Annotated in this window: 25 protein-coding genes and 1 tRNA gene; 10 read left to right on the top strand and 16 right to left on the bottom strand. The window is 66.7% G+C overall.

Annotated features, from left to right (window positions below):
• Window positions 1-21: 21 nt before the first annotated feature.
• The 8 genes from HZA32_01130 to HZA32_01095 form a co-directional block, all read right to left on the bottom strand.
• A complete protein-coding gene (locus tag HZA32_01130; GenBank protein MBI5422656.1) occupies window positions 22-966 on the bottom strand; it encodes a glycosyltransferase family 9 protein in 945 nt (314 codons plus the stop codon).
• Window positions 967-1,074: 108 nt separating this feature from the next.
• A complete protein-coding gene (locus tag HZA32_01125; protein MBI5422655.1) occupies window positions 1,075-1,746 on the bottom strand; it encodes a class I SAM-dependent methyltransferase in 672 nt (223 codons plus the stop codon).
• The gene (locus HZA32_01120) at window positions 1,743-2,336 is read right to left on the bottom strand and encodes a class I SAM-dependent methyltransferase (GenBank protein ID MBI5422654.1); all 594 of its coding nucleotides are present in this window, start codon (window positions 2,334-2,336) and stop codon (window positions 1,743-1,745) included. The genes HZA32_01125 and HZA32_01120 overlap by 4 nt, the downstream gene beginning before the upstream one ends.
• Complete coding sequence (locus HZA32_01115; GenBank protein ID MBI5422653.1) at window positions 2,333-3,256, bottom strand: alpha-1,2-fucosyltransferase; 924 nt, start codon at window positions 3,254-3,256, stop codon at window positions 2,333-2,335. The genes HZA32_01120 and HZA32_01115 overlap by 4 nt, the downstream gene beginning before the upstream one ends.
• A complete protein-coding gene (locus HZA32_01110; protein ID MBI5422652.1) occupies window positions 3,253-5,145 on the bottom strand; it encodes an FkbM family methyltransferase in 1,893 nt (630 codons plus the stop codon). Before HZA32_01110 ends, HZA32_01115 begins: the two co-directional genes overlap by 4 nt.
• Before the next feature lie 158 nt (window positions 5,146-5,303).
• Window positions 5,304-6,530 carry an ATP-binding cassette domain-containing protein gene (locus HZA32_01105; protein ID MBI5422651.1) on the bottom strand — a complete coding sequence of 409 codons (1,227 nt, stop codon included), beginning with the start codon at window positions 6,528-6,530 and terminating at the stop codon, window positions 5,304-5,306.
• Window position 6,531: 1 nt separating this feature from the next.
• Window positions 6,532-7,365, bottom strand: a complete 834-nt coding sequence (locus HZA32_01100; protein ID MBI5422650.1) for an ABC transporter permease — start codon at window positions 7,363-7,365, stop codon at window positions 6,532-6,534.
• A 229-nt stretch (window positions 7,366-7,594) separates the two neighbouring features.
• Entirely contained in the window at window positions 7,595-8,134 is a 540-nt protein-coding gene (locus HZA32_01095) for a DJ-1/PfpI family protein (GenBank protein ID MBI5422649.1), read from the bottom strand.
• A 117-nt stretch (window positions 8,135-8,251) separates the two neighbouring features.
• Between HZA32_01095 and HZA32_01090 the strand changes: the two genes are divergently transcribed.
• The 5 genes from HZA32_01090 (at window position 8,252) to HZA32_01070 (ending at window position 10,557) form a co-directional block, all read left to right on the top strand.
• The gene (locus HZA32_01090; GenBank protein ID MBI5422648.1) at window positions 8,252-9,148 is read left to right on the top strand and encodes an NAD-dependent epimerase/dehydratase family protein; all 897 of its coding nucleotides are present in this window, start codon (window positions 8,252-8,254) and stop codon (window positions 9,146-9,148) included.
• 63 nt (window positions 9,149-9,211) lie between these two features.
• The gene (locus tag HZA32_01085; GenBank protein ID MBI5422647.1) at window positions 9,212-9,520 is read left to right on the top strand and encodes a YbaB/EbfC family nucleoid-associated protein; all 309 of its coding nucleotides are present in this window, start codon (window positions 9,212-9,214) and stop codon (window positions 9,518-9,520) included.
• A 7-nt stretch (window positions 9,521-9,527) separates the two neighbouring features.
• Window positions 9,528-10,124: a recombination protein RecR gene (recR, locus tag HZA32_01080; protein ID MBI5422646.1), complete on the top strand. Its 597-nt coding sequence runs from the start codon at window positions 9,528-9,530 to the stop codon at window positions 10,122-10,124.
• Between the two features lie 46 nt (window positions 10,125-10,170).
• Window positions 10,171-10,245: transfer RNA gene (locus HZA32_01075), tRNA-Gly, on the top strand.
• Window positions 10,246-10,362: 117 nt separating this feature from the next.
• Window positions 10,363-10,557 carry a hypothetical protein gene (locus HZA32_01070; GenBank protein MBI5422645.1) on the top strand — a complete coding sequence of 65 codons (195 nt, stop codon included), beginning with the start codon at window positions 10,363-10,365 and terminating at the stop codon, window positions 10,555-10,557.
• Window positions 10,558-10,969: 412 nt separating this feature from the next.
• Here the strand turns inward: HZA32_01070 and HZA32_01065 are convergent, their stop codons facing one another.
• Both HZA32_01065 and xseB read right to left on the bottom strand, forming a co-directional pair.
• Window positions 10,970-12,889 carry a 1-deoxy-D-xylulose-5-phosphate synthase gene (locus tag HZA32_01065; protein ID MBI5422644.1) on the bottom strand — a complete coding sequence of 640 codons (1,920 nt, stop codon included), beginning with the start codon at window positions 12,887-12,889 and terminating at the stop codon, window positions 10,970-10,972.
• Window positions 12,890-12,920: 31 nt separating this feature from the next.
• Window positions 12,921-13,097, bottom strand: a complete 177-nt coding sequence (gene xseB, locus HZA32_01060) for an exodeoxyribonuclease VII small subunit (GenBank protein ID MBI5422643.1) — start codon at window positions 13,095-13,097, stop codon at window positions 12,921-12,923.
• A gap of 182 nt (window positions 13,098-13,279) precedes the next feature.
• Here xseB and HZA32_01055 point away from each other — a divergent pair, with 182 nt between their 5' ends.
• On the top strand, window positions 13,280-14,524 hold the full coding sequence (locus tag HZA32_01055) for a M48 family metallopeptidase (GenBank protein ID MBI5422642.1): 1,245 nt from the start codon (window positions 13,280-13,282) through the stop codon (window positions 14,522-14,524).
• Here HZA32_01055 and HZA32_01050 read toward each other — a convergent pair.
• Window positions 14,521-17,154 carry a response regulator gene (locus tag HZA32_01050; GenBank protein MBI5422641.1) on the bottom strand — a complete coding sequence of 878 codons (2,634 nt, stop codon included), beginning with the start codon at window positions 17,152-17,154 and terminating at the stop codon, window positions 14,521-14,523. The two genes, HZA32_01055 and HZA32_01050, sit on opposite strands and share 4 nt — an antisense overlap.
• Window positions 17,155-17,432: 278 nt before the next feature.
• On the opposite strand from HZA32_01050, the gene HZA32_01045 reads away from it, so the two are divergent.
• Entirely contained in the window at window positions 17,433-18,344 is a 912-nt protein-coding gene (locus HZA32_01045; protein MBI5422640.1) for an endonuclease/exonuclease/phosphatase family protein, read from the top strand.
• Window positions 18,345-18,357: 13 nt separating this feature from the next.
• Here the strand turns inward: HZA32_01045 and HZA32_01040 are convergent, their stop codons facing one another.
• From HZA32_01040 to galK, 3 genes are all read right to left on the bottom strand, one after another.
• Entirely contained in the window at window positions 18,358-19,032 is a 675-nt protein-coding gene (locus HZA32_01040) for a hypothetical protein (GenBank protein ID MBI5422639.1), read from the bottom strand.
• 38 nt (window positions 19,033-19,070) lie between these two features.
• On the bottom strand, window positions 19,071-19,541 hold the full coding sequence (locus HZA32_01035) for a hypothetical protein (protein MBI5422638.1): 471 nt from the start codon (window positions 19,539-19,541) through the stop codon (window positions 19,071-19,073).
• A 149-nt stretch (window positions 19,542-19,690) separates the two neighbouring features.
• Window positions 19,691-20,848 carry a galactokinase gene (gene galK, locus HZA32_01030; GenBank protein ID MBI5422637.1) on the bottom strand — a complete coding sequence of 386 codons (1,158 nt, stop codon included), beginning with the start codon at window positions 20,846-20,848 and terminating at the stop codon, window positions 19,691-19,693.
• A 177-nt stretch (window positions 20,849-21,025) separates the two neighbouring features.
• Between galK and HZA32_01025 the strand changes: the two genes are divergently transcribed.
• Window positions 21,026-22,450: an exopolysaccharide biosynthesis polyprenyl glycosylphosphotransferase gene (locus tag HZA32_01025; protein ID MBI5422636.1), complete on the top strand. Its 1,425-nt coding sequence runs from the start codon at window positions 21,026-21,028 to the stop codon at window positions 22,448-22,450.
• 123 nt (window positions 22,451-22,573) lie between these two features.
• Here the strand turns inward: HZA32_01025 and HZA32_01020 are convergent, their stop codons facing one another.
• Together HZA32_01020 and HZA32_01015 are read right to left on the bottom strand one after the other, a co-directional pair.
• Window positions 22,574-23,296 (bottom strand): hypothetical protein, encoded by a 723-nt coding sequence (locus HZA32_01020; protein ID MBI5422635.1) that lies wholly within the window; start codon window positions 23,294-23,296, stop codon window positions 22,574-22,576.
• Window positions 23,293-24,108: an AAA family ATPase gene (locus HZA32_01015; protein ID MBI5422634.1), complete on the bottom strand. Its 816-nt coding sequence runs from the start codon at window positions 24,106-24,108 to the stop codon at window positions 23,293-23,295. The genes HZA32_01020 and HZA32_01015 overlap by 4 nt, the downstream gene beginning before the upstream one ends.
• 110 nt (window positions 24,109-24,218) lie before the next feature.
• On the opposite strand from HZA32_01015, the gene HZA32_01010 reads away from it, so the two are divergent.
• Both HZA32_01010 and HZA32_01005 read left to right on the top strand, forming a co-directional pair.
• The gene (locus tag HZA32_01010; GenBank protein MBI5422633.1) at window positions 24,219-24,515 is read left to right on the top strand and encodes a septum formation initiator family protein; all 297 of its coding nucleotides are present in this window, start codon (window positions 24,219-24,221) and stop codon (window positions 24,513-24,515) included.
• Window positions 24,512-25,930, top strand: a complete 1,419-nt coding sequence (locus HZA32_01005; GenBank protein MBI5422632.1) for a UDPGP type 1 family protein — start codon at window positions 24,512-24,514, stop codon at window positions 25,928-25,930. Before HZA32_01010 ends, HZA32_01005 begins: the two co-directional genes overlap by 4 nt.
• Window positions 25,931-26,022: the final 92 nt, after the last annotated feature.

Below are 26,022 nucleotides of genomic sequence, written 5' to 3'. Positions count from 1 at the left end.
AGCTAAGGACGTGCAGGTGCATCAGGCGGCGATTTGAAAGTCGTCGGCGCGGAGCGGGCGCGGGTGCGCGGCGGCGAGTTGGGTGCGGACGGCGGCGAGAACCTGCTCAGGCGTGATCGCGGTGAGGCAGCGGCGGTCATAGTCGCATTGCGAGTAGTGCCAGCACGGCGCGCACGCGGGACGATCGGCGAGATTCACGTTGCAGGAGTAGCCGGTGATCTCGGGCGGTTCGCGTCCGCCGTAGACGATGACGGCGGGGCACTCGACGGCGCGCGCGAGGTGCATGAGAAAACCGACGAGGCCGACGAAGAGGTCGCAGCCGGCGAGTTCGCGCGCGGCGTCGAGCAGCGGGGTGCCACGGCGGTCGAGTGCGCCGGGGAGATCGGGGTCCTGCGGGCTGCCGAGTTGGACGAGGTCGGCGAACGCGGCGAGTTCGCGCGCGACGGTTTGCATGCGCCCGACGGGCCATTGCTTGTTGGCCATCGGGTAGCGCGCGGTGAGGCAGCTCGAGTGGATCGCGATGCGCGGGCGCGCGCGGTTCGGCAGCGGTGCGGGCGTGACGGCGGGCAGGTAGGGGCGCAGCGTGACGTTGCCGGTGATGCCGGCGCGGCGGCAGAGGGAGGCGATGCTGGGTTCGTGCAGCGGGGCGTCGCGGTTTTCCGCGTGGAGAAAGTCCTGATAGAACAGCCGCTGCGGGCGCGAGCCGCTGAGGCGCGCCCACGGAATGAGGCCGAGGTCGAAGGGCACGGTCGCGGTCACGTCGGCGTTTTGTGCGAAGAGTTCAGGCGACTGGCTGAAGAACCAGATGCGTTGCGGGCGGCGGCGCTGGAGTTCGCGGGCGACGGCGGAGCAGAGGAGTTGGTCGCCGATGCCGCCGTAGAAGTGGAACAGGCGGTGCGGGCGACCGTGGCGGCGGACAAGCGAAAGCCAGCGGCGGAGTCCGGCGAGATGGGAGCGAACGTCCATTCAGCGCGCGACGTCAGATGGATCGCCACGGCCCGCGCTGCGGGCCTCGCGATGACAAACGGATTTGGTGAGGCGGAACAAAGAGACGAGGGCGGTTGGAAGCCGGCGTTACTTTAGCAACGGGATTCCGCCGGCGGGGCGTTGGACCATCGTCAGGCCGCAGTCGCGGTCGAGCGTGATGCACGGGTAGCCGGCGCGGCGGAGTTCGTCGACGAAGCGCGGCACGCCCATGTCGTCGCGGTAGCGCGGGTCGTCGTGCTTGTGGAGTTCCCACGTGGTGTCGTGGAAGATCGTGACGGCGGACGGCGTGAGGAACGGCGAGAACAGATCCCAGTCGGCTTTCACGCCTTCGTAGGAGTGGTCGCCGTCGATGAAGAGCAGGTCGATCGGGCGGTTCCAGTTCTTCGCGGCGGTGCGCGAGTCGGCGCGGACGACTTCGACGTAGGGATCGAGGCCCATGGCGGAGACGTGGCGGCGAAAGACGTTCAGCGAGGCGTCGGGGCCGCCGCTGTCGTTCCACTCGGTCGAGGAGTGCGGGTCGATGGCGTAGAGTTTGCCGCGAACGTTTTCGCGGAGCGCGAGGCCGATGTGGCAGGCGGACCAGCCGCGGGCGGAACCGGTCTCGACGACGACGTCGGGCGCGAGCGAGCGCACGAGGCCGTGGAGCAGCCAAGCGGAAGGGCCGAGGCCGGTGCGGTAGTCGCCCGTGGAGAGTTTGTAGCGGGGCCACACCATGAGCAGGTGATGGCGGAGGTAGCGGAGGCGCGCGGAGAGGTTCATCGGGAGGCGGGGAGTTTTTCGACGACGAGGTCCCAGGAGTAGATATCGACGTCGGGGTTTTCGTGGACGAGGCGAGTGCCGCCGATGCGCGCGAGCAGGCCCTTCACGTAGTCGAGGGAGAAGTGCGCGTGGACGTGGTGCGGGTTGTAGGGCTGGCCGGTGCGGTTGCAGTGGGCGCGGAAGCGCTGCTCGTCGGGGCAGAAAATGATGAGGCGGCCGCCGGGCTTGAGGACGCGCAGCCACTCGCGGAGGACGGATTCGGTGTCCTGGAAATCCTCGAGCAAGTGCGACGAGAAGATGAAATCGAGCGCGCCGTCGGCGAACCACACGAGGCGCGCGGCGTCGCCGCGGAGTTGCGCGGGAAACTGGCCGACGGTGCCGTATTGGTTCGGCATGTCCATGCGGATGGCGGCGGGCGTGATAGGATCGCCGCCGAAGCCGAGGTCGGCGCCGTCGCCGGTGCAGTAGGGCGCGAGGCGCGCGCGGCACTTGGAGGTTTCGCTTGGCCAGCGGCGCGGCGGCGAGACGGTGCGCTTCAGCGCGTGCCACGCGGGGCGGAAGGTGTTTTTCAACGAGTCGACGAGGCTCATGGGTTGATGGGGAGTCGGGTCCAGCTGTCGGGGACGACGTCGCTCGAATTGTGGATGCTGTTGGCGAACCACGGATCGGGGGCGATGACGAGTTTAGTGGGCGAAGGGTTCAGCCACGCGGCCCACCAGGAGAAGGTGCTGTTCGCGATGGCGATGTGGTCGCAGAGAGACATGAGGCGGATCTTGTCCCACGGGTGCCAGTGGTGGACGGCGCGGACGAAGACGTGCGGGCCGGGCACGCGGTATTCGCGTTCGATGGCGTCGATGTCGTCGGAGAAAATGTAGAGCGTGGCGTCGGGGCTGCGCTCGCGGAGCAGCTGGATGGCGCGGTCGTAGTAGGCGGGGCCGATGACGCCGATCTTCTGGTTGAAGGTCTGGTTGCGCGTGTAGTCGCCGCGGCGGAAATGCACGGCGGCGGATGGGCCGCTGCGGATGCGCGCGGCCATCTCGGCGACGGCGGGCAGCGGCGGGAAGCGGAAGCTGAAGTGCAGCCGGATGTGATCGGCGACCGGCGCGAAGAATTTCTCCGACTGCCACCAGCCGGAGATCATCGTGTTGTCCGGCAGATCGAAGAACTCCGGATAGAAGTGAAACGACTTCGCGTCATGGAGCTGGCCGATGGCGGTGTGGCGCGCGACGTAATCGTTGAGGCGGAGGCGGCGGGCGACGGGTAGCGCACAGCGTTCGGCGAAGGTGAGCGGGCGGCCGCAGAGGCGCGTGATTTCGTCGGCGGTGGCGAACTGCTCGAGGATGTTGAAGCAGTGCAGGCCGTAGATGTTGTGCGCCTCGAACTCGTCGTAGTGGCGGAACCACGAGACATCGAGCTTGAGCACGGTGCGGCGCTGGTGCGCGAGCGCGAGGCCGGCGGCGTATTGGAACATCTGGTTGCCGAGACCGCCGTTGAGCCAGGTGATGATCATGGGTTGGGGTGGCCGAGAAGGCGGTTTTTCAGGGCGCCGAGGGAGAAGCGAGCCCGGGAAAAGAGAGCGGCGAAGCGTTTCGCCGCGAGGTAAGGCCAGACGCGCGCGTGGCGGACGTTGACGTAAAAGTGGTCGCCTTCGCCGGTGGCGTTCCCGAGCAGTTCGACGTGCGCAAGGGCGAAGCCATGCGCGCGCATGAAGGCGGTGATGTCGCGGTCGAGTGCCTGGCCGCGGTAGAGCTCGGACGCGGAGACTTCGAGCCAGATCGCGGTGATGAAAGGGAGCATGCGCTCGGCGCCACGCAGCACGAGCAATTCGGCGCCTTGCACGTCCATGTGGACGAGGTCGATGGCGGCGAGCCCGCGCGCGGCGCAGAAACGGTCGAGCGTATCGGTCGGAACCTCGATGCGCTCCTTGAATTCAATCCAGCCATGCATCGGCACGGGGCCGGCGGCGGGAGGCAGCAGCGAGCTGGATTTGTTGCCGTAGTTCCAGTCTTCGCCGGCGAAGAGTTCCGGCGGGCGGCCGGACGAAACGTGAAAGGTCGCGGTGCCGAGCCGGTCAGAGAGCGCTAGCGGCACGAGTTCGGCGCGGTCGGCGGCGTAGCGTGCGAAATTCTCACGCACGAGAGCTTGATTGGACGGAAGCGCTTCGAAAGCGAACACGCGCGCGGCGGGGAAGAGTCGGCTGAAACGGATCGAGTCCTCGCCCTCGCACGCGCCGATGTCGCAAATGACCTTTGGAGCCGAGGGAGGCAGCAAACGCTGGAATTCCGTGGCCGCGGCGCTGGGTCGCGAGAGGTAGTAACTCAGGTCCGGTGGAGGCGTGGCCGCCGACGAAGATGCCGTGTCAGGCGCCGACGCATCGAGCCGCACGGACGTGTTCGGCACGAGGCGGGTGACGAGCGAGAGGTAAGCGGCAACGAATTTTTCCCACGTGCGCTCGGCCTGACGCCGCCCGGCCGCCTCGCGGAAGCGAGCGAGTTCGGCGTCGGGCATCGTTGCGGCGGTCGATAGCCGGGATGACAGCGAGGCACTGTCGTCGTCGAGCCAGAGCGCGGCGTCGCGGGCCATGTCGATCTGCGAACCGAAGGGAGCGCAGATGACCGGGGAATGGTAACTGATCGCGGTGCGGACGACGGCCGAGGTCAGGTAGTGGCGTCCCGGCATCACGGTCCAGTCGGCGGCGCTGAAGAGGGTGCGGAGAAATTCGTCTTCGAGGAAGCCGGTGAAAAGGCGGACGTTGGCGGGCAATTCCGCGGGAAGGAAATCGCGCGCGTTGGAGCTGGCGATCAGGAGGTGGTGGCCGGCGGGCAGACGTGCGAACGCGGCGACGAGTTCGCGGGGGTTGCGGCGCGGCGAGGAATAGCCGGCGTAGACGAAGACGCGGCCACTGGTGGGCAGGCCGAGCGAGGCGCGCGCGGCTTCGCGGGAGATCGCAGTGCCGTGGAACAGGTCGAAGCCGCCGAGCCGACAGGTCGCGAGGGCGGCGGGCGGAGGACAGGCGATTTCGCCGAGACAGCTGTCTTCGTGCACGATCCAGCCGTGGGCTTCGGAGAGGATCACCGCCTTGACCGCGCGATCGAGGCGATGCGCGCCGGCAGGTTGCAACCAGTTCGAGGTGAGATCGTGAACTTCGTAGACGACCTTGTGGCGGCGAAATAGGGGCCGCAGCCGCCGGCGCACGGCAGCGCGGAGGACGGCGTCGGCGGGTTCACCGATGACGCCGGCGGCGCGGGCAGTGAGGCGGAGCCAGCGCGTTCCGAAGTAGAGTTCACGCGCGAGCAGTTCCGTCCAGTTGATGTGGACGAGGTCCAATTCGACCTGCTCCGGTTGCAGGAGCGCGGAGGTCGTCAAACCGCTCACGGTGCAGCCGCGGGCGCGGAGCATGGAGTTGAACTGGCGAAAGAGGCTGTGGCCGGCGCCGGCGCGGCTCCCCGCGGACGCGTTTTCGGGCTCGGGAAACATGCCGATGCGCAGCGGAACGCGCGAAGCGGGGGGCGCCGAAGCGGAAATAACTGGGGCGGCGGTGACCACGGGCCTGAAGCTTAGAGCGCCGTCAGGGAAGTTTTCATCGAGTTGAGCACGATGCCGACGCCTGAAGTGAGCGGGAAATAGCCGTGCGGTTCTTCGCCGGAAAGATCGATGCGACCCGCGGTGATTTGCTGGATGCCTTGGTTGCCGGAGCTGAGGCCGATGATGCCGGTGTAGCCGCCCGCTTGCAGCGCGACGGTTTGTTCGAAGGTGATTTCGTAGTCGCCGGCGGCGAGGTCGACGGGCGGCATCCACGCGGTTTGCACGCCGAGGCCGTCGGTGCTTACGAGGCCGAAACCGGTGACGAATTTCGGATAGGCGCGTGCAAGGCGAATGCGGACCTTGGCGCGCCAGCCTTGGCCGACGGAGAAGATCGTGTTGGGCCGGCCGTCGAGATCTTCGAAGCTGAGGCCGGTCACGTAAGCGCGATCGCGCAGCTCCGGTGCGGGCGCGGGAACCTGGGTTTCGCTGCTGCTCGCGGTGTCGAGGTAGGCGTCGAGGACTTTGGCGACGGGGCCGGAGGCTTTGAGTTGTCCTTCGCCGAGGAGAATGCCGGTGCGGCAGAGTTGGCGCACGGCGTGGATGTTGTGCGAGACGAAGAGAACGGTGCGGCCTTCGCCTTGCGCGACGCTCTGCATCTTGCCGAGGCATTTCTTCTGGAACGCCATGTCGCCGACGGCGAGGACCTCGTCGACGATGAGAATCTCGGGCTCGAGGTGCGCGGCGACGGCGAACGCGAGGCGGACATACATGCCGCTGGAGTAGCGTTTCACCGGCGTGTCGAGGAAGCGCTCGATCTCGGCGAAGGCGACGATCTCGTCGAACTTGCGGCTGATCTCGGCGCGTTGCATGCCGAGGATGGAGCCGTTGAGGTAGATGTTTTCGCGGCCGGTGAGGTCGGGATGGAAGCCGGTGCCCACTTCGAGCAGCGAGGCGACGCGGCCGCGCAGGCGGATCTTGCCGGAGGTGGGTTCGGTGATGCGCGAGAGGATTTTCAGGAGCGTGGACTTGCCGGCGCCGTTGCGGCCCACGATGCCGACGACTTCGCCGGGCTGGACGGAGAACGAGACGTCGCGCAGCGCCCAGAACTCCTCTTTCTCGAACGAGGTGCCCCAACGGTAGCGGCGCCAGAGCTGGCGGGCCTTGTGGTGCAGCGTGTCGCGCAAGCTGTCGTGCCGCGACTCGTGCTCGATGACGTAGCGTTTGCTCAGGCCGGTGACTTCGATCGCGGGGAGGCTCATGTCAGACGACGTCGGCGAATTGGCGTTCGGTTTTGCGGAAATACCAGAGACCCGTCACGAGCAGGACGAGGGCGACCAGAATCGAAACGGCAAGGCCGGGCAGGTGCACTTCGACGCGGCCGCCGAGCAGGCACCAGCGGACGCCGTCGATGACGCCGGTGAGCGGGTTGAGGGCGAGCAGGTCGCGCCAGTTCGGCAGCGTGTCGGTGCGATAGCCGACGGGCGTGACGAACATACCGACTTGGAGGATGAATCCCGTGACGAAGCGGAAGTCGCGGTATTTCACCGTCAGCGCGGTCAACCAGAGTCCCGCGCCGAGCGCGATGATGAGCGCGAGCAGCAGGAAGAACGGGAGCAGGAGAATCTGCCAGCTCGGCCAGATGCCGAAGGCGGCGATGGTGGGGATCGCGATGACGAGCAGAATCGCGAAATCGATCAGCGCGACCGCGAGCGAGGAGAGCGGCACGGTGAGGCGCGGGAAATAGACCTTCGAGATCAGGTGCGAGTTGCCGACGAGGCTGTTGCCGGCACCGTTGAAGGCGTTGGTGAAAAGCTGCCACGGCAGGTTGCCGCACAACACGAGCAGGAAGTAGGGCACGCCGCCGTCGGGCATCTTGGCGAGCTTGGAGAAAACGAAGGTGAGCAGCGCGGTCTGGACGACCGGTTGGATGATCGCCCAAGCGGCACCGAGCGCGGCCTGTTTGTAGCGGACCTTGATGTCGCGCCAGGCGAGGAAGCCGAGGAGCTCGCGGTAGCGCCAGAGGTCGCGCCAGTAGTGTTGCTCGGCTCGGCCGGCCTCGATCGTGAGGTCAATGTTGGGAGCGGGTGCGGACATGGAGGAAGTGAGGCGGCTTGCGCGAGGCGTCAGCAATCTGCGGTGGCGCCGCGGGAGCGTCGAGCGTCTAGGAGTATTCCCCTAACAAAGCTTCGCCGCGTCACGTCCACAGGGAGGCGGCGGTAATCAGGGGCATCGGTTCCGTAGGCCAAGTGGCCGGCCGGGGGCAGGCCGATAGGATGCAACCCCTAGCTCGGGCCGGAGGCAATGCGCTTTTTCGCGCAAAGCCTTAGAAACAAATGGCTTTGCTTATTTCCTTGGCTTTTTCGTCGCCGCTCAGCAAGCGGACGAGGTGGAGGCCAAAGTCGATCGAGGTTCCGGCTCCACGGGACGTGGTGATCTTGCCGTCGGTCACGACCCGTTCGTCGAACAGAATGGCCGGGAGCTCGCCGGCCACGGAGAAGTGCGCGGTATAACGTTTTCCCGCAAGCAGACCGCAGTCGTTCAATACGGTGGGCGCGGCGCAGATCGCGGCCAGCCAGCGGTCGGTGGAGGCGTGGCGGAGGACAACTTCGCGCACGCGGGCATCCGCGCGTAGGAGTTTGACGCCCGCGCCGCCTGGCAGGAAGACGAGGTCGAAGAGCGATTCGCCGACGGCGGCGAGCGCCACGTCGCCGTGCGCCACGATGCCGCTGCGGCCGGTGGCGTGGCGGTTGTCGTTGAGCGTGGCGACGGTGACCTCGACGCCGGCGCGGCGCAGCAGGTCGACCGGCGCGAAGGCCTCGATCTCTTCAAAACCATCGGCGAGCAGCGTGAGCACGGTGGGCATGGGGAGAAGTATCAGGGAACAAGGGACAAGGAACAAGAGGCGTTCTCGCGGCGGCGTCGTTCGCGTTCGGCGATTCGCCCCTTGTTACCTGCTCATGGTTGCTTGTTACTTCCCGCCGTGGGCTCCCTCGCTGGCAAACATCTCGTCATCTTCGGCTGCGGCTACGTCGGGTCCGCGCTCGCGGACGCGGCGCTGGCACGCGGCGCGCGAGTGACGGCGTTGACGCGAAACGCAGAAAAAGCGTCGGCGCTGCGCGCGCGAGGTGTGGCGGTGGTCGAAGCGGACTTGGCGAACGATGGCTGGCACGGACGGATCGAGCGGGCCGATTTTGTGGCCAACACGGTTAGCGCGTCGGCGCCGACGCCCGAGGGTTACCGTGCCTCTTATGTCGACGGCATGCGGTCGATCCTCGCGTGGGCGGCGCGTGCGCCGGTCGGCACGCTCGCCTACACGAGCAGCACCGGCGTCTATCCGCAGGGCGGGGGAGCGCGCGTGGAGGAAAGCGCGTCGACGGAGGGCGCTTCGCCGACGGGACGCGTGCTCGTGGAGGCGGAGAACTTGTTGCGTGGAGCAGCCCCGGCGGTAGTCGCGCGGTCGTTCGTGCTGCGCTGCGCGGGCATCTACGGGCCGGGCCGGCATTATCTGCTGAACGCGCTGCGCGCGGGCCAGACGCGTTTCGGCGGCGAGCCAAACTTCCGAATGAATCTCATCCATCGCGACGACATCGTCGCGGCGATGCTGGCGTGTTTCGCCGCGTCGGCGGGAGTGACGAGCGAGGGGTTCAATCTCAGCGACGGCGCCCCGGCGACGCGGGCGGAGCTGGTCAGTTGGCTGGCGCACGAGATCGGTGTGCCTGCGCCGCAGTTCGACGGCGCGGTCGCGAGTGTGCGCAAGGGCGGCGAGCCGACGCCGGATCGCATCATCGTCGCGGAGAAAATCCGTCGCGTGCTCGGTTGGACACCGGCGTTTCCGGACTTCCGGGCGGGTTACCGTCCGCTGCTCGGAAAAGTCTAGCCTTGCCTCGCTCCGCGGCGCGCGGCGCAATTTCGGCTCACTCGTTTTCAACCCGAATTCACCATGGCCGGCGTAGGCAAATTGCTCAAACAAGCTCAGAAAATGCAGCGGCAGATCGAGGACATGCAAAAGGCCCTCGAAACGCGCGAGATCGACATCACTGCGGGCGGTGGCGCCGTGCAGGTGAAGATCAGCGGCGCGGGCAAGTTCCTCGCGCTGAAACTCGACCCCGAGTTCCTCAAGGAAGAGCCGAAGCTCATCGAGGAGACGGTGCTCAACGCCGTGCAGGAAGCCGCGACCAAGGCGAAGGAACTGAACGATTCCGAGATGCAGCGCATCTCCTCGGCCTTCCAGATGCCGGGAATGTTCTGACGCAGCGATGACTCCGGCGCTCGAGCATCTGCAGAAGCAGCTCAAGGGCTTGCCGGGAGTGGGCTATCGCTCCGCGGAACGCATCGCGCTGCACCTGCTCGTCGAGAAGCCGCAGAAATTGCCGGAGCTCGTCAACGCGTTGCAGGCGGCTGCCAAGTCGGTGCGACGCTGCGCGAAATGCGGCAACCTGGCGGAAGAGGAATTCTGCCCGATTTGCGCCGACGAACGCCGCGCAACCGGCCAGGTGTGCGTCGTGGAAAACGTGCCTGATCTCGCCGCGATCGAACGCTCGGGAGCCTATCGAGGACGGTATCACGTCCTGCACGGGAAACTTTCGCCGATCCGCGGGGTGGCGCCGGAGGATCTTAATCTGGGGCCGCTGCTCGAGCGGCTCGCTTCCGGGGAGATCAACGAGTTGATCCTCGCGCTTTCGAACGATGTCGAAGGCGAGGCGACGTGCCATTTTCTAACTGAGCGCCTGCCGGGTGGCGAAAGCGTGAAGGTCACTCGCATCGGCTTCGGCCTGCCGAGCGGCGGCGGGGTGCTCTACGCGGACGCGGTCACCCTGAAAAGCGCTCTCGACGGACGGCGCCACTATTCGTGACTTGCCCGCGTCGCGCCCGCCGCTATGGCTTCAGGACCGTTCTTTCGCGGGTATAGTATATCGGCTATTATGCGGCTTTCCCAAAGCTGAGAGGCGGGTTCGACTCCCGCTACCCGCACCAACCCCACGTTGCTCGTCGATTGAATTTTCCCCGCCCCAACCCCGTCCCAAGGGCATCAATTCGGCGGTGAGCATCGGCCCACCCCAAAAATCGAAACTGGTCACCCTCGTCACCCACATGAGAACTCTGCGTCTTTGCGCCATCATCGTCCTCGGCATCGCCCTCGGCTACCTGGTCTCCGACGCGGCAGAGGGAAAGCGGCCTCCGTGTTGCGAGAAGGCAGCCAAGCAGGGCCACTCGTGCGACCACAAGTGCTGCATCGAGGCGGCGAAGCAGGGCAAGAACTGCGAGAAGTGCGGCGGGAAGAACTAAGCCGGCTTTCGCTCCGATGAATTTCGAGCCGCGTGTCGCCCACGCGGCTTTTCTTTTTCGCTGCTGGAATGAGGGCGGAGTGGCGGCCGGCTCTTGCCAGGGCGTTTTCTGTAGCCGGGCTCGTTGAGCCCGGCGGGGGCTTTTTTCCTCGGGAAAGCCTCTTTCCGGGGTCAGCGACCCCGGCTACATTATTTTCGAAAATGCGGCGGAGCGGACGGAACTCGCCCTCCGGCTGCACGCCTCGCAGGCAGTCATGGCTCGGGGCACGGCGACGAAAAAATCCGCTGTATCGCCCCGGCGTGCTTCGCGCACCTCGCGAGGAGAGGAGGGAATGAGCGAGAGGCGATTGGCCGGGAAAACGAAAACGCCCGCGACATCCGCGCGGGCGTGGCAGACCGGTTGGTGGGGCCGATCACACTTCCGCTTCAACCGTCGCCGTGCCGAGGCGCTTGTAGCGCTCCTTGATGCGGCGGACGATGTCGTCGGTGCCGAGGCCGTAGTTGGCGCGGAGGATTTCCACGCTGCTGCCGTGCTCGACGAATTTATCCGGCCAACCGATGCGCTCGACGGCAGTCTGGCAGTCGCCTTCCTGCAAAGCCTCGAGCACCGCGCTGCCGAAGCCGCCGGCAACGACGTTGTCCTCGAGCGTCACGATCAGCGGGATGCACGCGGCCTGCGAGAGGAGCAGCGTGCGGTCGAGCGGCTTCACGAAGCGCGCGTTCACGACGCCGACGGACAGTCCCTCTTCGGCGGCGATGCGGTCGGCGACTTTGAGTGCTTCCTGCACCATCGGGCCGAGCGCCCAGATCATCACGTTCGAGCCTTCGCGGAGCACTTCGGCGTGGCCGATCGGCATGACGGCGGGTTGCGCCTTGATCTTCACGCCGGTGCCGGCGCCGCGCGGGTAGCGGATGAACGCGGGCGAGGGGAGCTGCAGCGACGTGTGCAGCATGTCGGTCAGCTCGTCCTCGTCCTTCGGCTGCATGATGACCGCGTTCGGGACGCAGCGGAGATACGAAATGTCGAAGAGACCGTGGTGCGTCGGGCCGTCGTTGGGCGAGAGGCCGGCGCGATCCATGCAGAACGTCACGGGCAGGTTCTGCAGGCAGACGTCATGGATGACCATGTCGTAGGCGCGCTGCAGGAACGTCGAGTAGATCGCGCAGACCGGGCGGAAGCCCTTCGTGGCGAGACCAGCGGCGAAGAGCACCGCGTGTTCCTCGGCGATGCCGACGTCGAAGAACTGTCCGGGCACTTCCTTGCTGAGCTGTGTCAGACCGGTGCCGCTCGGCATGGCGCCGGTGATGCCGAGGACTTTCGGGTTCTGCTTGGCGAACTTCGTCAGGGCCGCGCCGAACACGTCCTGGTAGGCGGGCGGTGTGCCGGCGGCGCTCTTCACGCTCTCGCCGGTCGCGGGATCGAACGGGCTCGCGCCGTGGAATTTCTCCGGGTGTGCGATGGCGGCTTCGAGGCCTTTGCCCTTTTTCGTCAGCACGTGGACGAGCACGGGGCCGTCGCAGTTTTTCGCGAACTCGAGGTTCTTCACCAATTCGTCGACGTTGTGGCCGTCGACCGGTCCGACGTAGCGCAGGCCGAATTTTTCGAAGAGCGACGAGTTGACGAAGAAGTCCTTCGTCTCGCGTTTCCACTTCAGATAAAACTGGTTCATCTCGCTGCCGTGCGGCAGGCCGAGGAAGAACTTCTCCACGTCGTGGTGGAGCTTGTTGTAGGTCGGGCTGGTGCTGAGCTTGTTGAGATACTTGGCGATGGCGCCGACGTTCTTGGCGATCGACCACTCGTTGTCGTTGAGGATGACCACGAGGCGCTTGGTGGAGCTGACGACGTTGTTGAGCGCCTCCATCGTGACGCCGCAGGTGAAGGCCGCATCGCCGCACACGGCGACGACGTGCTCGCTGCTGCCGCGGAGATCGCGGGCGGTGGCCATGCCGAGCGCGGCGGAAAGCGCCGTGCCGGCGTGACCGGCGCCGAACGCGTCGTGCGGGCTCTCGCGGCGGTAGAGGAAGCCGGACGCGCCGTCGGTCTTGCGCAGGCCCTTGAAGAAGGCGCCTCCGCGGCCGGTGAGGAGCTTGTGGACGTAGCCCTGGTGCGCGACGTCGAAGACGAATTGGTCCTCGGGCGTGTTGAAGACGCGGTGCAGCGCGATCGTGAGCTCGACGACGCCGAGGTTCGGACCGACGTGCCCGCCGTTCTTGGCGGTGACGGTGATGATGTCGTCGCGGATTTCCTGCGCGAGCTGCGGGAGCTGGGCGGGCGCGAGGGCCTTGACGTCGGCGGGACCGGCAATGCGGTCGAGGAGGCGGGAGGAGCTCATTCGGTAGACTGGGCGGGGAAAAGCGCGGCGATCACTCGCTGCGCGCGGGCTCGAACGACTCGAAAGTCGCGGTGCCGTCCTTCTGCTTTTTCAGCTTTTCGATCTTCAGTTCGGCATCTTTGAGGCGGGCTTCGCAGACTTTGAGCAGCTTCGTGCCCTCCTCATACTTGGCCAACAAGTCCGCCAGCGGCACGTCGCCCTGTTCCATCGAGTCGACGATGGCTTCGAGGCGGGCGAGGGCCGTTTCAAAGCTGGGTTTGGCGTTCTTGTCAGATTCCACGAGGGCCACTGTGTGTCGGGGCAGAGCCTTTTCAATCAATCTTTGACCCGGCGGGAGCTGCTCCCGGTTCAAGCTCGCGCGGCCCGCGAAACCTGTTCTGCATCTTCGGCATGCATGGGTTGCCGCTCGCGGTTTCCGTCCTTCTTTTGCTCCGCCTCGTCGCGCAACTCGCGCTCGAGTTCCTCAACCGTTCCGAGACGCGCCTGCACGGCGGCGTGCCGCCCGGGCGGCTCGCGGACATCATGGACGACGCGACTTTCGCGCGCGCGAGCGACTACACGCTGGCGAAGAGCCGGTTCGCGTCGGTGGAGTTCGTCTACGATGCGGCGGTGCTCGCCGCTGCGCTTTTCAGCGGGCTGCTGCCGTGGCTCTGGGCGAAATTCGACGCGCTCGCGCCGGGTGCGGCGTGGAGTGGGGCGTTGTTCTTGGTCGTGACCTTCATGTTGCTGAGCCTGCCCGGCCTGCCGCTGGAGTGGTGGGCACAGTTCCGCCTTGAGGCGCGTTTCGGGTTCAACAAGAGCACGCTCGGACTCTGGATCACGGACCAGGTCAAGGGCTGGTTCCTCGGCCTTGCGATCGGTTTTCCGCTGGCGTGGGCGCTGCTGAAGCTCGTCACGTGGGCCGGAGCCTCGTGGTGGATTTGGGGCTTCGCGCTGCTCTTCGGGTTTCAGCTGCTGATGCTCGTGCTCTATCCGAAGTTGATTCTGCCGCTCTTCAATAAGCTCACGCCGCTCGCCGACGGTGAACAGCGCGACAGCCTGCTCGCGCTCGCGGATCGCACTGGATTCCACGCCGAGACGATCGAAGTGATGGATGGCTCGAAACGCTCCGGCCACTCGAACGCCTTCTTCACCGGCTTCGGTCGCTTCCGACGGATCGTGCTCTTCGACACGCTCATGGCGCAGCTCTCGCAGGCGGAGCTCGAGGCCGTGCTCGCGCACGAGATCGGGCACTACAAGCGCGGCCACATCCCGCAGCGGCTGATCACCGGCGCGCTGCTCCAATTCGGCGGCTTTGCCGTCATCGCGTGGCTGGTGCAGGCGCCGTGGTTCAACACCGCGTTCGGCCTGCCGGCGGGCGCGCTCGCGCCGACCTTCCTGCTTTTCGCGCTGCTCGGATCGCTCGCGACATTCTGGTTCTCGCCGATCGGCAACTGGATCTCGCGCAAGCACGAGTATGAAGCCGACGCGTTCGCGAAGGATGCGATGGGCTCCGCCGCGCCGATGGTCGGTGCGCTGCACAAGCTCGCGCAGAAAAACCTCACCAACCTGACGCCTCATCCGCTCTACAGCGCCGTCTACTATTCGCACCCGACGATCACGGAGCGCGAGCGCGCGCTCACCGCTCGCCGCTAGCGGCGAGCGGGCGCGGTGGCCCGGGCGATCGCGGCGAGGAGCGCGGCGGTGGTGTAGGGTTTGCAGATAAAATGGGAGATGCCGGCCTGCGCGGCTTTGATCTGGTTGTTGTTGTCGTTCAGGCCGCTGGCCGCGATCACGACGATCTGCGGATCGACGCGACGGAGCGCCGCGACGAGGGCCGCGCCGTCCATGATCGGCATCATCATGTCGGTGAGGACGAGATCGATTTCCTCGCGATGGCGATGAAACAGGGCGAAGCCCTGCGCGCCGTCGTTTGCGGTGATCACGCTGTAGCCGGCAAACTCCAGCGCGCGTCGGGTAACGTCGCGGATGATGTCCTCGTCCTCGACGAGCAGGATCGTCTTGCCGGCGCCGCTCGACGGCACTGCGGGCTCGGCCGGACTGGTTGGCGCGGCGGGCGCGACGTTGCTGGCGGGCAGGTAGATTTTGAAGACGCTGCCCTGCCCGGGTTCGCTGTAGACGTTCACGGCGCCGCCGTGGGCGCGGGTGATGCCGAGCACGGTGGAGAGCCCGAGACCGGTGCCCTTGCCGCGTTCCTTGGTGGTGAAGAAGGGATCGAAGATCTTATCGATGATCTCGCGCGGGATGCCGGTGCCCGTGTCCGCGACCTCGACCACCACGTAGCGACCGGGCGCGATGTGGTGGTTTACTCCGGAGAATTGCTCGTCCAACTCGACGTTGCGGGCGGCGAGGGTGAGCTGGCCGCCGTCGGGCATGGCGTCGCGGGCGTTGACGCAGAGATTCAGGATCACCTGGTTGAGCTGCGTCGGGTCGGCGTGGACGAGCCAGAGGTCCTTCGCGCAATCGAGGCGGAACGTGATGTTGCGGGGGAAAGTGCTCTGCACGATCGAGGCGACCTCGCGAGCGACATAGCGGATGTGCACCGAGACGCGCGCGCCTTCCTCGCCGCGGGCGAAGGACAGCACCTGCCGGACGAGCGCGGTGGCGCGGGTCGACGCTTGCTCCATCAGATTGAAGATGCGGTGGTCCTCGGCGCTGCGCGGCGAGGATTTGAGCAGGTCGAGACCGACGACGATGGGCGAGAGGAGGTTGTTCAGGTCGTGCGCGATGCCGCCGGCCAGGGTGCCGATGCTTTCCATGCGTTGCGCGCGCAGGAACTTCGACTCCATCTCGCGGCGCTCGGTGATGTCGGTGTCAGTGGTCAGGATCGATTGGGGGTTGCCGTGTTCGTCGCGGAGCAGCGTCCAACTGCAGTCGAGGACGCGGACTTTGCCGGACCGGGTCTTTTTCTCCACATGGCCGAACCACGAGCCGGTGTGCAGGACGCCTTCGATGCCGGCGCGCACCAGGACTTCGTCGATGTGGAGAAGTTCGTGGAGGCGTCGGCCGATCGCCTCCTCCGCCGTCCAGCCGTAGAGACGTTCCGCGCCGCGGTTCCAGAAGCGAATCACGCCTTCGAGGTCGCACACGAGGATGCCGTCGTTGGTCTGGTCGAGCAGAGCGGCCTGCTGGGCGAGTTTCAATTCGCTCGCCCGCACCTCGGCGAGGCTGCGGTTGAGTCGCTCGAGTCCGGCGGCGAAAATGGCCGCGAGCACCGCGGCGGCGACGACGCACGCCACGATGAGCGCGAGGATGATCAGGCGCATCCGCTGGGCCGGACCCGAGAACTCCGCTTCCTCGATGGAGGCGGCGATGCTCCAGCCGGAAAGCGGCTCGGGGGCAAACGCCGCGATCTTGCGCGCGCCGTCGTTCAGGACGTAAGCCTCCACACCGCTTTCCCCGCGCTGCATTTTCATCCCAAGAGCGATGGCGCTGGGAACATCGTTGATCGTCTGCTTGAACGCGCGGGCCGGATCGGGGTGAACCACCAACAATCCCTGGCGATCGATCGCGAAGGGATATCCCGTTTCCCCCAACTTCTGACTGCTGAGCAGACCGGAGAGATGTCCGAGTTCCATCGACAAACCGAGCAGACCGACGAACTCACCTGTGGTGTCCAGAATCGGCACGGCGACGACGACGATCGGCACCCCACCGATTTTGGAATGGAGCGGATCGCTCACGACGGGCTGCCGGAGGTTGCGCACGGCGCTGAAATAGGCGCGATCGTTGATGTCGATGGCGGCATAGGCGTTGGCGGGACCGTCGCGGAGCGCGCCGGCGAAGGTGTGGCCGTTCGCGTCCGCGAGGAAGATGCCTTGGTAGTGATGGGCGGCGAGGCCGCGGAGGAGGGCCGAGATCTGGCGGTTGGCCGAGGCGAGTCCCTTGGCGTCGAGTTCGCCGGCATGCCGGCGCAACACGGCGGTGGCGATGGCGTCGACCTGAGCCAAGCTGCGCGCCGTCTCCAAGTGGCGCTGCATTTCGTTGTGCGTGAGGTTGACGAGATCCTGCGCGACTTGCCGCAGGTAATTGTGCCCTTGGTGCGTCAGCGTCCGCTGGACTTGCACGGGCAAGACGTAGAGCGCGATGAGCAGCGGCAGCGTGCCCAGCACCAAGACTGTGGCGAGAAGCTTGGCGCGCACGACGCCACGCGTCGCGTGGCTCCCCATCAGTGCGCTGGCGAGGAGCAAAAGCACGCGGAATGCCGCCGCTTCGGCGCGGCGGACAAGATCGACGGGCGAGCCGGCTGAGGACGGTGCGGGCATGACGCTCCCTCAGTGCCTGCGCGCGCCCCCCCCGGGCGCGTGCAAACGCCGGGAATTGAAAATGGAAAAGGAGACCGAGAACAAGGGTGGGGCGAGGGGACGGAGTTGGGCGCGCGTCTGGGCCCGACACGCGGCGTATGCGATTTCTTCGGCACGTTTGCCGTTTCGGATCACGCACCCATGGCGGAATGTTGCGTATTCCTTGCCCGGTTGGGCGCGGTTCGTCGTCGGTTGAAACGAAGTCGACGTGACCGTGGAATCGCCTTTGGCTGCCCGCCATGCTTCCCGTCACCCTTCTGCGCCGCTGCGTCCTGGGATTGCTGACGCTCGCGTCGGCTGCGCTCGCGTCCGCTCTCACCGTCGCCGCCTACAACGTCGAGAACTACAACATCGCCGACCGGATGGCGGATGGCGTCTATCGCAAGGCCTACCCGAAGCCCGACAGTGAGAAGAAGGCGCTCGTGCAATCGCTCCTCGGCTTCGCGCCCGACATCCTCGCGGTCGAGGAGATGGGCGGCCCGCCGTTCCTCGCCGAGTTCCAAGCTGACCTCAAGGCCGCGGGGCTCGACTACCCGCACGCCACCGTGCTCGAAGGCGCGGACGCCGAGCGCCACGTCGCGATCCTCTCGAAGCTCCCGTTCAAGGACGTGAAGCGCCACACGCAGGTCCCGATTAAGTATTTCGGCCAGGCCGACGTCGTGAAGCGCGGTGTCCTTGAGGCGACGTTCGCCACGAGCGAGGGCGATCTCACGGTCTTCGTCATCCACCTGAAGAGCAAACGCACCGAGCGCCCCGACGACCCGGACGGCACGATCCAGCGGCAGCTCGAGGCCGAGGCGGTGCGCGACCTCGTGTTCACGCGCTTCCCTGATTCGGCGCAGGCGAAATTCATCGTGTGCGGCGACTGGAACGACTCGCGCAACAGCAAGCCCGTGCGCGCCCTGCTCAAGCGTGGCAACCAGCCGCTCGGCGAATTGCTCCGCGCCTACGACTCGCGTGGCGAGATGTGGACGCATTTTTACCGCGCCGAGGACAGCTACAGTCGCATCGACTTCATCCTCGTCTCGGCCGGCCTGAAATCGTTCGTCGCAGGCAAAGGCAACGCGCGCATCCACGACGGCGCCGGCGTGCGCGACGCGAGCGACCACCGCCCCGTCTACGTGCAGCTGAATCTCGAGGCGGCGAAGTAGTCGCCGTCGGTCTTCACTCGGCCAGCGCGCGAAACGCCTCGCGCCACACGCGTCGGCCGTCGCTTTCGACGACCTCGCCGTGCCCCGGCACGATGCGCTCGAAATCCCACGCCGCGATAGCGCGCAACGCCGCGGCGAACGCGGCGCGATCCTTGACGTTGATGCGGCCGAACCGCGATTGGCGCGGCGCGCCGCCGCCGATGTCGGCGAGCGAGCCGACGAGTCGCGCGAGCAGGCCGGCGGGTTGCGGCACGTTGAACAGCGCGTCGGCGACGATCAGCGTGCGCGAGGCGCGGTGCAGGAAAATTTGTTCATCCATCTTCGGCATGCCCGCGAGCAGCAGCGAATCGAAGCCGGCCAGCTCCGGCAGGTCGGCGGTGATTTCATGCAGCGGCCAGTCGGGGTGCTCCGCGATCACGCCGCGGTTGCCGAGAAAGCGCGCGTTCGGGAAAGCGGCGAAATAGTCGGGGAAAAACAGATCATGGAAGCGGCTGGGCACGACGAACGCGGCCACGTCGCCGAGTTGGCGGATCGCGGCGACATTCTTCGGTGAGCCGCGCAGGGGCGAAAACACGACGAGTTTGCCGTGCGCGTTGCGCGCGACGCACAGGCGTCGGCCGACGGGAAGGCCGGCAAGCTTGAGCGGGCTGTAGTCGGTCCAGAGCTGGTCCGCGTGGAGCGCTTTCATGCCGCCACTTTTGCGGCTGAGCAGACGGAGGCAAGCGGTCAGGCGCGCGCCTGCCGCGGCACGGCCCGGCGGGCGGCGAGCGCGATCGGCACGCCGACGAGGAACGTGTGCACGAGGAGGCCGCTGATCGTCGCCGCAGGGGCGAAGCTCACCTTGCGTGGAAAAGCCGACAGCGGCAGCACCACGAGGTTCATCAGCCAGAAGATGAGAAAACCGTAGATCGCGCCGCAGAGGATTGCGCGCCGCGCGAGGATCTCGATCCGCTCGCTCGCGAGCACGAACGCGGCGGCGAACAGCAGCGCGATGAGAAAATGCAGCGCGAGGCCGAGTGCCGCGGTGGTTGCGCCGCCGTCGAAGGCGTTTGCACCGAGGAGGCCGCTGGCAACGGATTGGAGCACCCGGGAGGGCGCGGCGCCGCGCAGCGCCCAAAAACCGCAGGCATACGAAATGTCGCAAATTCCGGCGATGCCGCCGCCGACCAGGATGGCGCGCAAACGTGGGGTTAGCATGCGCGGACGATGCGGAGAGGGGCGTGGCGAGGCGAGCGTGCTGCGACGACTATGGGCAAACCACGGCGGATCGTCCGGGGCGACCGCGGCGAACGTTGGGAGCTTTTGTCGATCGCGCGGAGTGTTCCGCGGCTGCGCTGCGCGGCCGCTCAGGCCAGCGGAACGAGCTTCGCGCCGTCGCCCGTGCGCAGCTGGATCACCTCGGGAGTCGGGTGCTGGCGCGCGGCGTGCCGGGTGGCGATTTGCGCGGCGGACTCGGCGTTAAAGCTGCGGTCGGTCAGCGCCATGACGGCGCCGCCGAAGCCGCCGCCGGTCAGGCGAGCGCCGTAGACGCCCGGCGCGGCGCTGAGCAGTTCGACAAGAGAGTCGAGCGAAGGCGTGCTGTTTTCGAAGAGCTCGCGCGAGCTGCGGTGCGAGGCTTTCAGCAGTTCGCCGACGGCGCGCAGGTCACCCGCGTCGAGCGCGCGAACCACGGCGGCGACGCGGTCGTTCTCCTCGATGACGTGGCGCGCGCGCGCGGCTTGCTTCGGCGGCAAGCGGTCGGCGCGCGCGTTGAAATCCGCGAGCGACACCTGCGTGAGCCAGGTCGCGCCGAGCGCGCTGGAGGCGTCTTTGCATTCCTGGTGGCGCGTGGCGTAGAGGCCGTCGACCAGCGCATGTTTCTCGAGGCTGTTGAACACCCACAGGCTTACGTCGGCAGGCAGCGGCAGCAGCGAGAAGGACGGACCGCGGCAATCGATGTGGACGAGCTGCCCGGCGCGGCCGAAGGCGCTGGTGCCTTGGTCGAGAATGCCGCACGGCACGCCGACATGGATGTTCTCCGCGTGGCGGCCGATGGCGGCGAGGGTGGCCGGCGAGAGCGCGGGCGCGCCAGCGAGTTGGAGGAGCGCGAGGGCGGTGGAGAGTTCGAGCGCGGCGCTGCTGGAGAGTCCGGCGCCAGTCGGCAGGTTCGAGGCGACGAGCAGGTCGAACGCGCCGGGCGCGGGCAGGTTGAAATCTCCCAGCGAGCGCCACACGCCGCGCGGGTAGTTGATCCACGCCTCGGCGCCGGTGAGCTTCGCGCTGTGCGCCGCGGGGATCTCGATGGTCTGGCCGTCGAGGCCGGACGCGAAGCGGAGGCGCTGGCTGTCGGTGGCGGGCGCGGCGGCGACCCACACGTAGCGGTCGATCGCGGCGCCGATCACAGCACCGCCGTTGTAGTCGGTGTGATTGCCGATGAACTCGATGCGGCCCGGGGCGCGGGCGATCACTTGCGGCGCGCGGCCGTAGCGTTGGCGGAAGTTTTCCTGAAGAAGGCGCTCGTTCATCGGGAGGAGGAGCAAAATCGCGCCGCATCGCACTGGCCAGCGGGAAGTGCGTGTCAGCGTCCACGCACCGGCTGCGAACGGGGATGGACCGATCCATCGTGGCGGCGGGCGGCGCGCGAGGGGCGGCGCCGACGCGGAGGCTTGCCGGGCGAGGTTCGCCGTGTAGCGTCCGGCCGGATGTTGCTCAACCGTCACCGTGGACTCGCGGAACTCCACAGCGCCGCCGCGTTGCTGCTGGTGGCGTTGTTCTTCTGGGTCTACGCGGAGTTCACGATCGAGTTCCTGTCGGAGATCGTGCGCGTCACCACCGAGACGCCGCTGATGCCCTATTTTCTGAGCGTGGTGCTCGGAATGTTGCTGGCGGGGCGCGCGGTGAGCGCGCGGGGTTGGCGGTTGACGGAACTCGGCGCGGGCGGGGCGCTGGCGCTCGCCTCGCAACAGGTGGCGGTGGTGGCGCTGGTGGTGTTCGCGATGATGTTTGCGACGCAGGACCGGAGCATCAGCCGCCTGTTTCTCGGCACTTTCTTGGTCTTCGTGTGGGGCGGGCTCGCGATCCTGCACGTCGTGTTGCCGCGTTGGCTGGCGGGGTTGGTCTATGGCGGCGGGGCGCGCATCCCGGCGCTCGTGCTGGCGCGGGCGGAGAACATGCCGGAGATCGAAGCGTGGCTGGCGGGGCGCCGGCACCTGGGCTTGGACGTCACCGGCTACGTGTCGTGGCAGGCGTTGCCCGAGGGCTCGATTCCGCCACTGCGCGGCTGGCTCGGCGCGAGCGGGGAACTGGCCGAACTGATCCGGCGGTCCCGGGCGGGGCAGGTGATTTTTTGGGAGTTGCCCGCGGAGTCCGCGCTTGTGCGCGGCGCGGTGGAGATTTGCCAGACCGAGGGCGCGCGCGTGCTGTTGCGCCAGGACATCGACGAGCGGCTGGGGCACCCGGCGGTGTCGGTCGAGGTCGGTGGGCAACACTACTTCACGCTCCACGACGAGCCACTCGAGGAGCCTTTGAATCGCGCGATGAAGCGCGTGTTCGATATCGCCGTGGCGCTGCCGGTCGTGGTGCTGGTGCTGCCGCCGCTGGCGCTGGTGGTGTGGCTGGTGCAGCGCCGGCAATCGCCCGGGCCGTTGTTGCACATCCGTGCGCGCGCGGGCGAGCAGCGGCAGCAGTTTTCGATGCTGAAGTTCCGCACCATGCACGTGGCACCCGCGGACGCGCGTTCCGAGGCGTTGCAGGCGAGCCGCGACGACGCGCGCGTGTATCCGTTCGGACGTTTCCTCCGCCGGCACAGCTTGGACGAGTTTCCGCAATTCTGGAACGTCCTCATCGGCGAGATGAGCGTCGTGGGGCCGAGACCGGTGATGCCGTTGCTCGACGAGGAATTCGAACGTCGCGCGAAAGCCTATCGCACGCGGCACTACGTGAAACCGGGCATCACGGGGCTCGCGCAGAGCGAGGGATTGCGCGGCGAGATCACCAGCCCGGAATTGCTCGAGGAGCGCGTGCGGCGCGATCTGCGCTACATCGCCGAGTGGTCCATCTGGCTCGACGTGCAGATCACGCTCGCGACGCTGCGGCAGGTTTTCCGTCCGCCGGGCTCGGCTTACTGACCGCGTCTTCCGCATTTTCAGAAATAATGCAGCCGGGGTCGCTGACCCCGGAAAGGGGCTTTCCCGAGGGAAGACGCGCCGACCGGGCTCAGCGAGCCCGGCTACTGAAAAACAGAAAAGGCTCTAGAAGTTCCGCGTGTAGGTCGCGCCGGCGGTATCGCGGAAGGTGAGCGAGTTTGGCGTGGCGGCGATGAGCTTGATTCCGAGCGAGTGGTCGACGGTGTCGCCGAGGCGGAAGACGCGATCGTTCATCAGCACCTTGGCGTCGGCACCGGTGCCGGCGCGGATGCCGGTGACGCGGTAGCCTTCGATGGCCTCCACCATGCGGGCGGACGGCGCGGGCGGCCCGCTGTGGACGGGCGCTGCAGTCGTGGTTGCAGGCGCGGCGGGTTCGACGGTCGGCGCGACGGACGACGGTGCCGGAGTCGGCGTCGCGGAGGCGACGACGGTCGGCTCGGTTTTCACGGTCGGAACGAACTCGACGGGCTTTGCGGGAGTGGCCGCTGCCGTGGTCGCGGTGACGGGCGCGGGTGATTGGGTGGCCGACGCTGACGCCGGTGTTGGAGCGGGCGACTCGGTGGGGCGGGGCGCGCTGGCGACGGTGGCCGGAGCCGGTGCGGCCGCGGGTGTGCTCGCGGGGCGGAGCCAGAGGACGGCGGCGACGGCAACGACTACGCCGAGCAGAACGCCGGCGCCGAGGAGCAGGAAATTGGGTTGTGAGCCGCTCTTCGCACTGGCGCGCGCGGCGGTGGCACTGCCGCCGCCCGGCATCGGTGCGTTCGAGACTGACGGAGTTTCGCCGCGCTCACGCTGGGCTTTTTTCAGGGCGTCGTTGATCAGGCTCATTCGGTCAGGCGATCGAGGTCGCGCGAGGCGCGGCGGGCGTCCCAGTAAGTGACTTCATCGGAGTCGCGAATGAAGGCGGAGAGGAGGGACTTGTCACAAAGATTGTTGATGATGCGGGGAATTCCCCGGCTGTGGCGGTAGAGGTGGCGCAGCGCCCATTTCGTGAAGTGCGGGCGGCCGGCGCTGCCGGCGAGCGTCAGGCGGTGCTGGATGTATTGGTCCATCTCCGGCCGGGTGAGCGGGCGCAGCTCGTAGTGGACGAGGATGCGCTGGCGGAGTTGGCGGAGTTCCTCCTGCGCGAGCTTCTCCTTCAGCTCGGGCTGTCCCATGAGGACGATTTGGAGGAGCTTTTGCTTGTCGGTCTCGAGGTTCGAGAGGAGGCGGACCTGTTCGAAGACCTCGAAGGAGAGGTTCTGCGCCTCGTCGATGATGAGCACGATCTCGCGGCCGGCGGCGATGCGGGCGAGGAGGACCTGGTTCATCTGCGCGACGAGGTCGTTCTTGCTGCGGGCCGGGTGCGTCTCGCCGAGCTCGGTCATGATCGCCTTGAGCATCTGCGTCTCGGTGAGGCGGGGATTGAGCACGAGCGCGGTGTCGTAGTGCTGCGGATCGAGTTCGCTGAGGAAACGGCGGCAGAGCGTGGTCTTGCCGCAGCCGACTTCGCCGATGAGCACGATGAAACCCTTCCGCTCCGTGACGCCGTATTTGAGGTGTTGCAGCGCTTCCTGGTGGGGCGGACTTAGGTAGAGGAACTTGGGGTCCGGAGTGATGTGGAAAGGCATCTCCGTGAGACCGTAGTAACTCTGATACATCGGGCCGGAAGTATCCGGTCGCCTCCTGAAAACGCACGAAAATTCGCTGTGAACTAAGCTTCAAAAAGCGTTGCCGCTCGTGTCGCGCGCCCGCTTAGCTGTGGCCCTTCTTGAACTGGAACAAGGTCATCACCTCGGTCTATGTGGCGCTGTTCGCGGGTGTGGCGATTTGGGCGGGACTCTTCTTTCTCGAACTCTATCGCGACCTCTCGCTGCTGCGCGCGCAGGAGGCGCACAATCGCCGCAAACTTGAGGAGGCGGAGGTGAAGCTCGCGGAACAGCGACGCTACCTCGAGCGCCTCCAACACGATCCCGCGCTCGTCGAGGAAGTCATCCGCAAGAAGCTCGGCTACGTGCGCGAGGGCGAATTCATCTTCCGTTTCCCCGACGACAAACGCACGCCATGACGCACGACGAACTCATCGCGAAATTCAACGCCGCCGGCCAGGGGCAGGTCTTCGCCTTCTGGCCACAGCTGAACCCCGCGGAGCGCGACGCGCTCGCCGCACAGGCGGCCGAGATCGATCTCGCGGAAATCGCCGAGCTGCATCGCTCGCTCGTCGTCGAGAAAGCGGCTTCGGCCGCGAATGTCGCTGGACTCGAACCCGCGCCCTATGAGCCGCTCCCGACGCACGGCGGCGACGCCGCGAAATGGGCGAAGGCGCGCGCCGTCGGTGAGGAGGCGCTGCGCGCCGGTCGCGTCGCGGCCTTCGTCGTCGCGGGCGGGCAGGGCACGCGGCTCGGTTACGACGGACCGAAAGGCACGTTCCCGGTCACGCCGGTGAAGCGGAAGCCGCTCTTCCAAGTTTTCGCGGAGAAACTCCTCGCGGCCGGACGGCGTTACGGGAAGCCGCTGCACTGGTTCATCATGACCAGTCACGCGAACCACGCGCAGACCGAGGCGTTTTTCGAGCAGCACCAGTTCTTCGGCCTCGAACGCTCGCACGTGCATTTCTTCCGCCAAGGCCGCATGCCGGCGGTGAACTTCGAGGGCAAAATCCTTCTCGAGACGAAGAGCAGCATCGCGCTCAGCCCGGACGGGCACGGCGGCTCGCTCCGCGCGCTCCATCGCAGCGGCGCGCTCGACCTCATGGCGCGCGAGGGCATCGACACGCTGAGCTATTTCCAGGTCGACAACCCGCTGGTGCGTTGCATCGACGCCGAGTTCATCGGCTTTCACCTCCTCGCGCGCTCGGAGATGTCGAGCAAGATGGTCCCGAAAGCCTACGCTGAGGAAAAGGTCGGGCACTTCTGCGTGCAGGACGGCCGACTCGTCGTCGTCGAATACAGCGACATGCCGATGGCGATGCAGCGTGAGACGCGGCCGGACGGCGCGCTGCGCTTCATCGCGGGCAGCATCGCGATCCACATCATCGATCGCGATTTCGCACGCCGCATGGCCGCAGGCGGCGAAGGTGTGGCGCTGCGGTTCCACCGCGCGGACAAAAAGATCCCGACGGTCGACGCGAACGGCGCGCCGGTGAAACCCGAGAAGCCCAACGGCGTGAAGTTCGAGATGTTCGTCTTCGACGCGCTGCCCTTCGCGCAGAACCCGATCGTGATCGAGACGAACCGTGCGGACGATTTCAGCCCGGTGAAAAACGCCGAGGGCGTCGACTCGCCGAAGACCTCGAGCGAGGACCAGCAGCGGCAGTTCGCCCGCTGGTTGAATGCGGCCGGTGCGAGCGTCGCGACCGACGCGACCGGCCTGCCGGTGCAGAAGCTGGAAATCTCCCCGCTGTTCGGCTACGACCCCGACACCGTGAAAACCTCGTGGCAAAAGCGCCCGGCTCAGGTGACCGACAATCTGTATCTCGAATGATTGGTTTAAACACAGAGGTCACGGAGGACACAGAGGAAGGAATTGAGTTCAGTGAGGTCCGTGGGCAGATGTTGGCGTCACGGGCCTCCACT

The organism is Opitutia bacterium (assembly GCA_016217545.1).
Lineage (GTDB): Bacteria > Verrucomicrobiota > Verrucomicrobiia > Opitutales > Opitutaceae > Didemnitutus.
The sequence above is the reverse complement of the archived record's forward strand: the minus strand, read 5'-3'. Positions and strand labels throughout refer to the sequence as shown.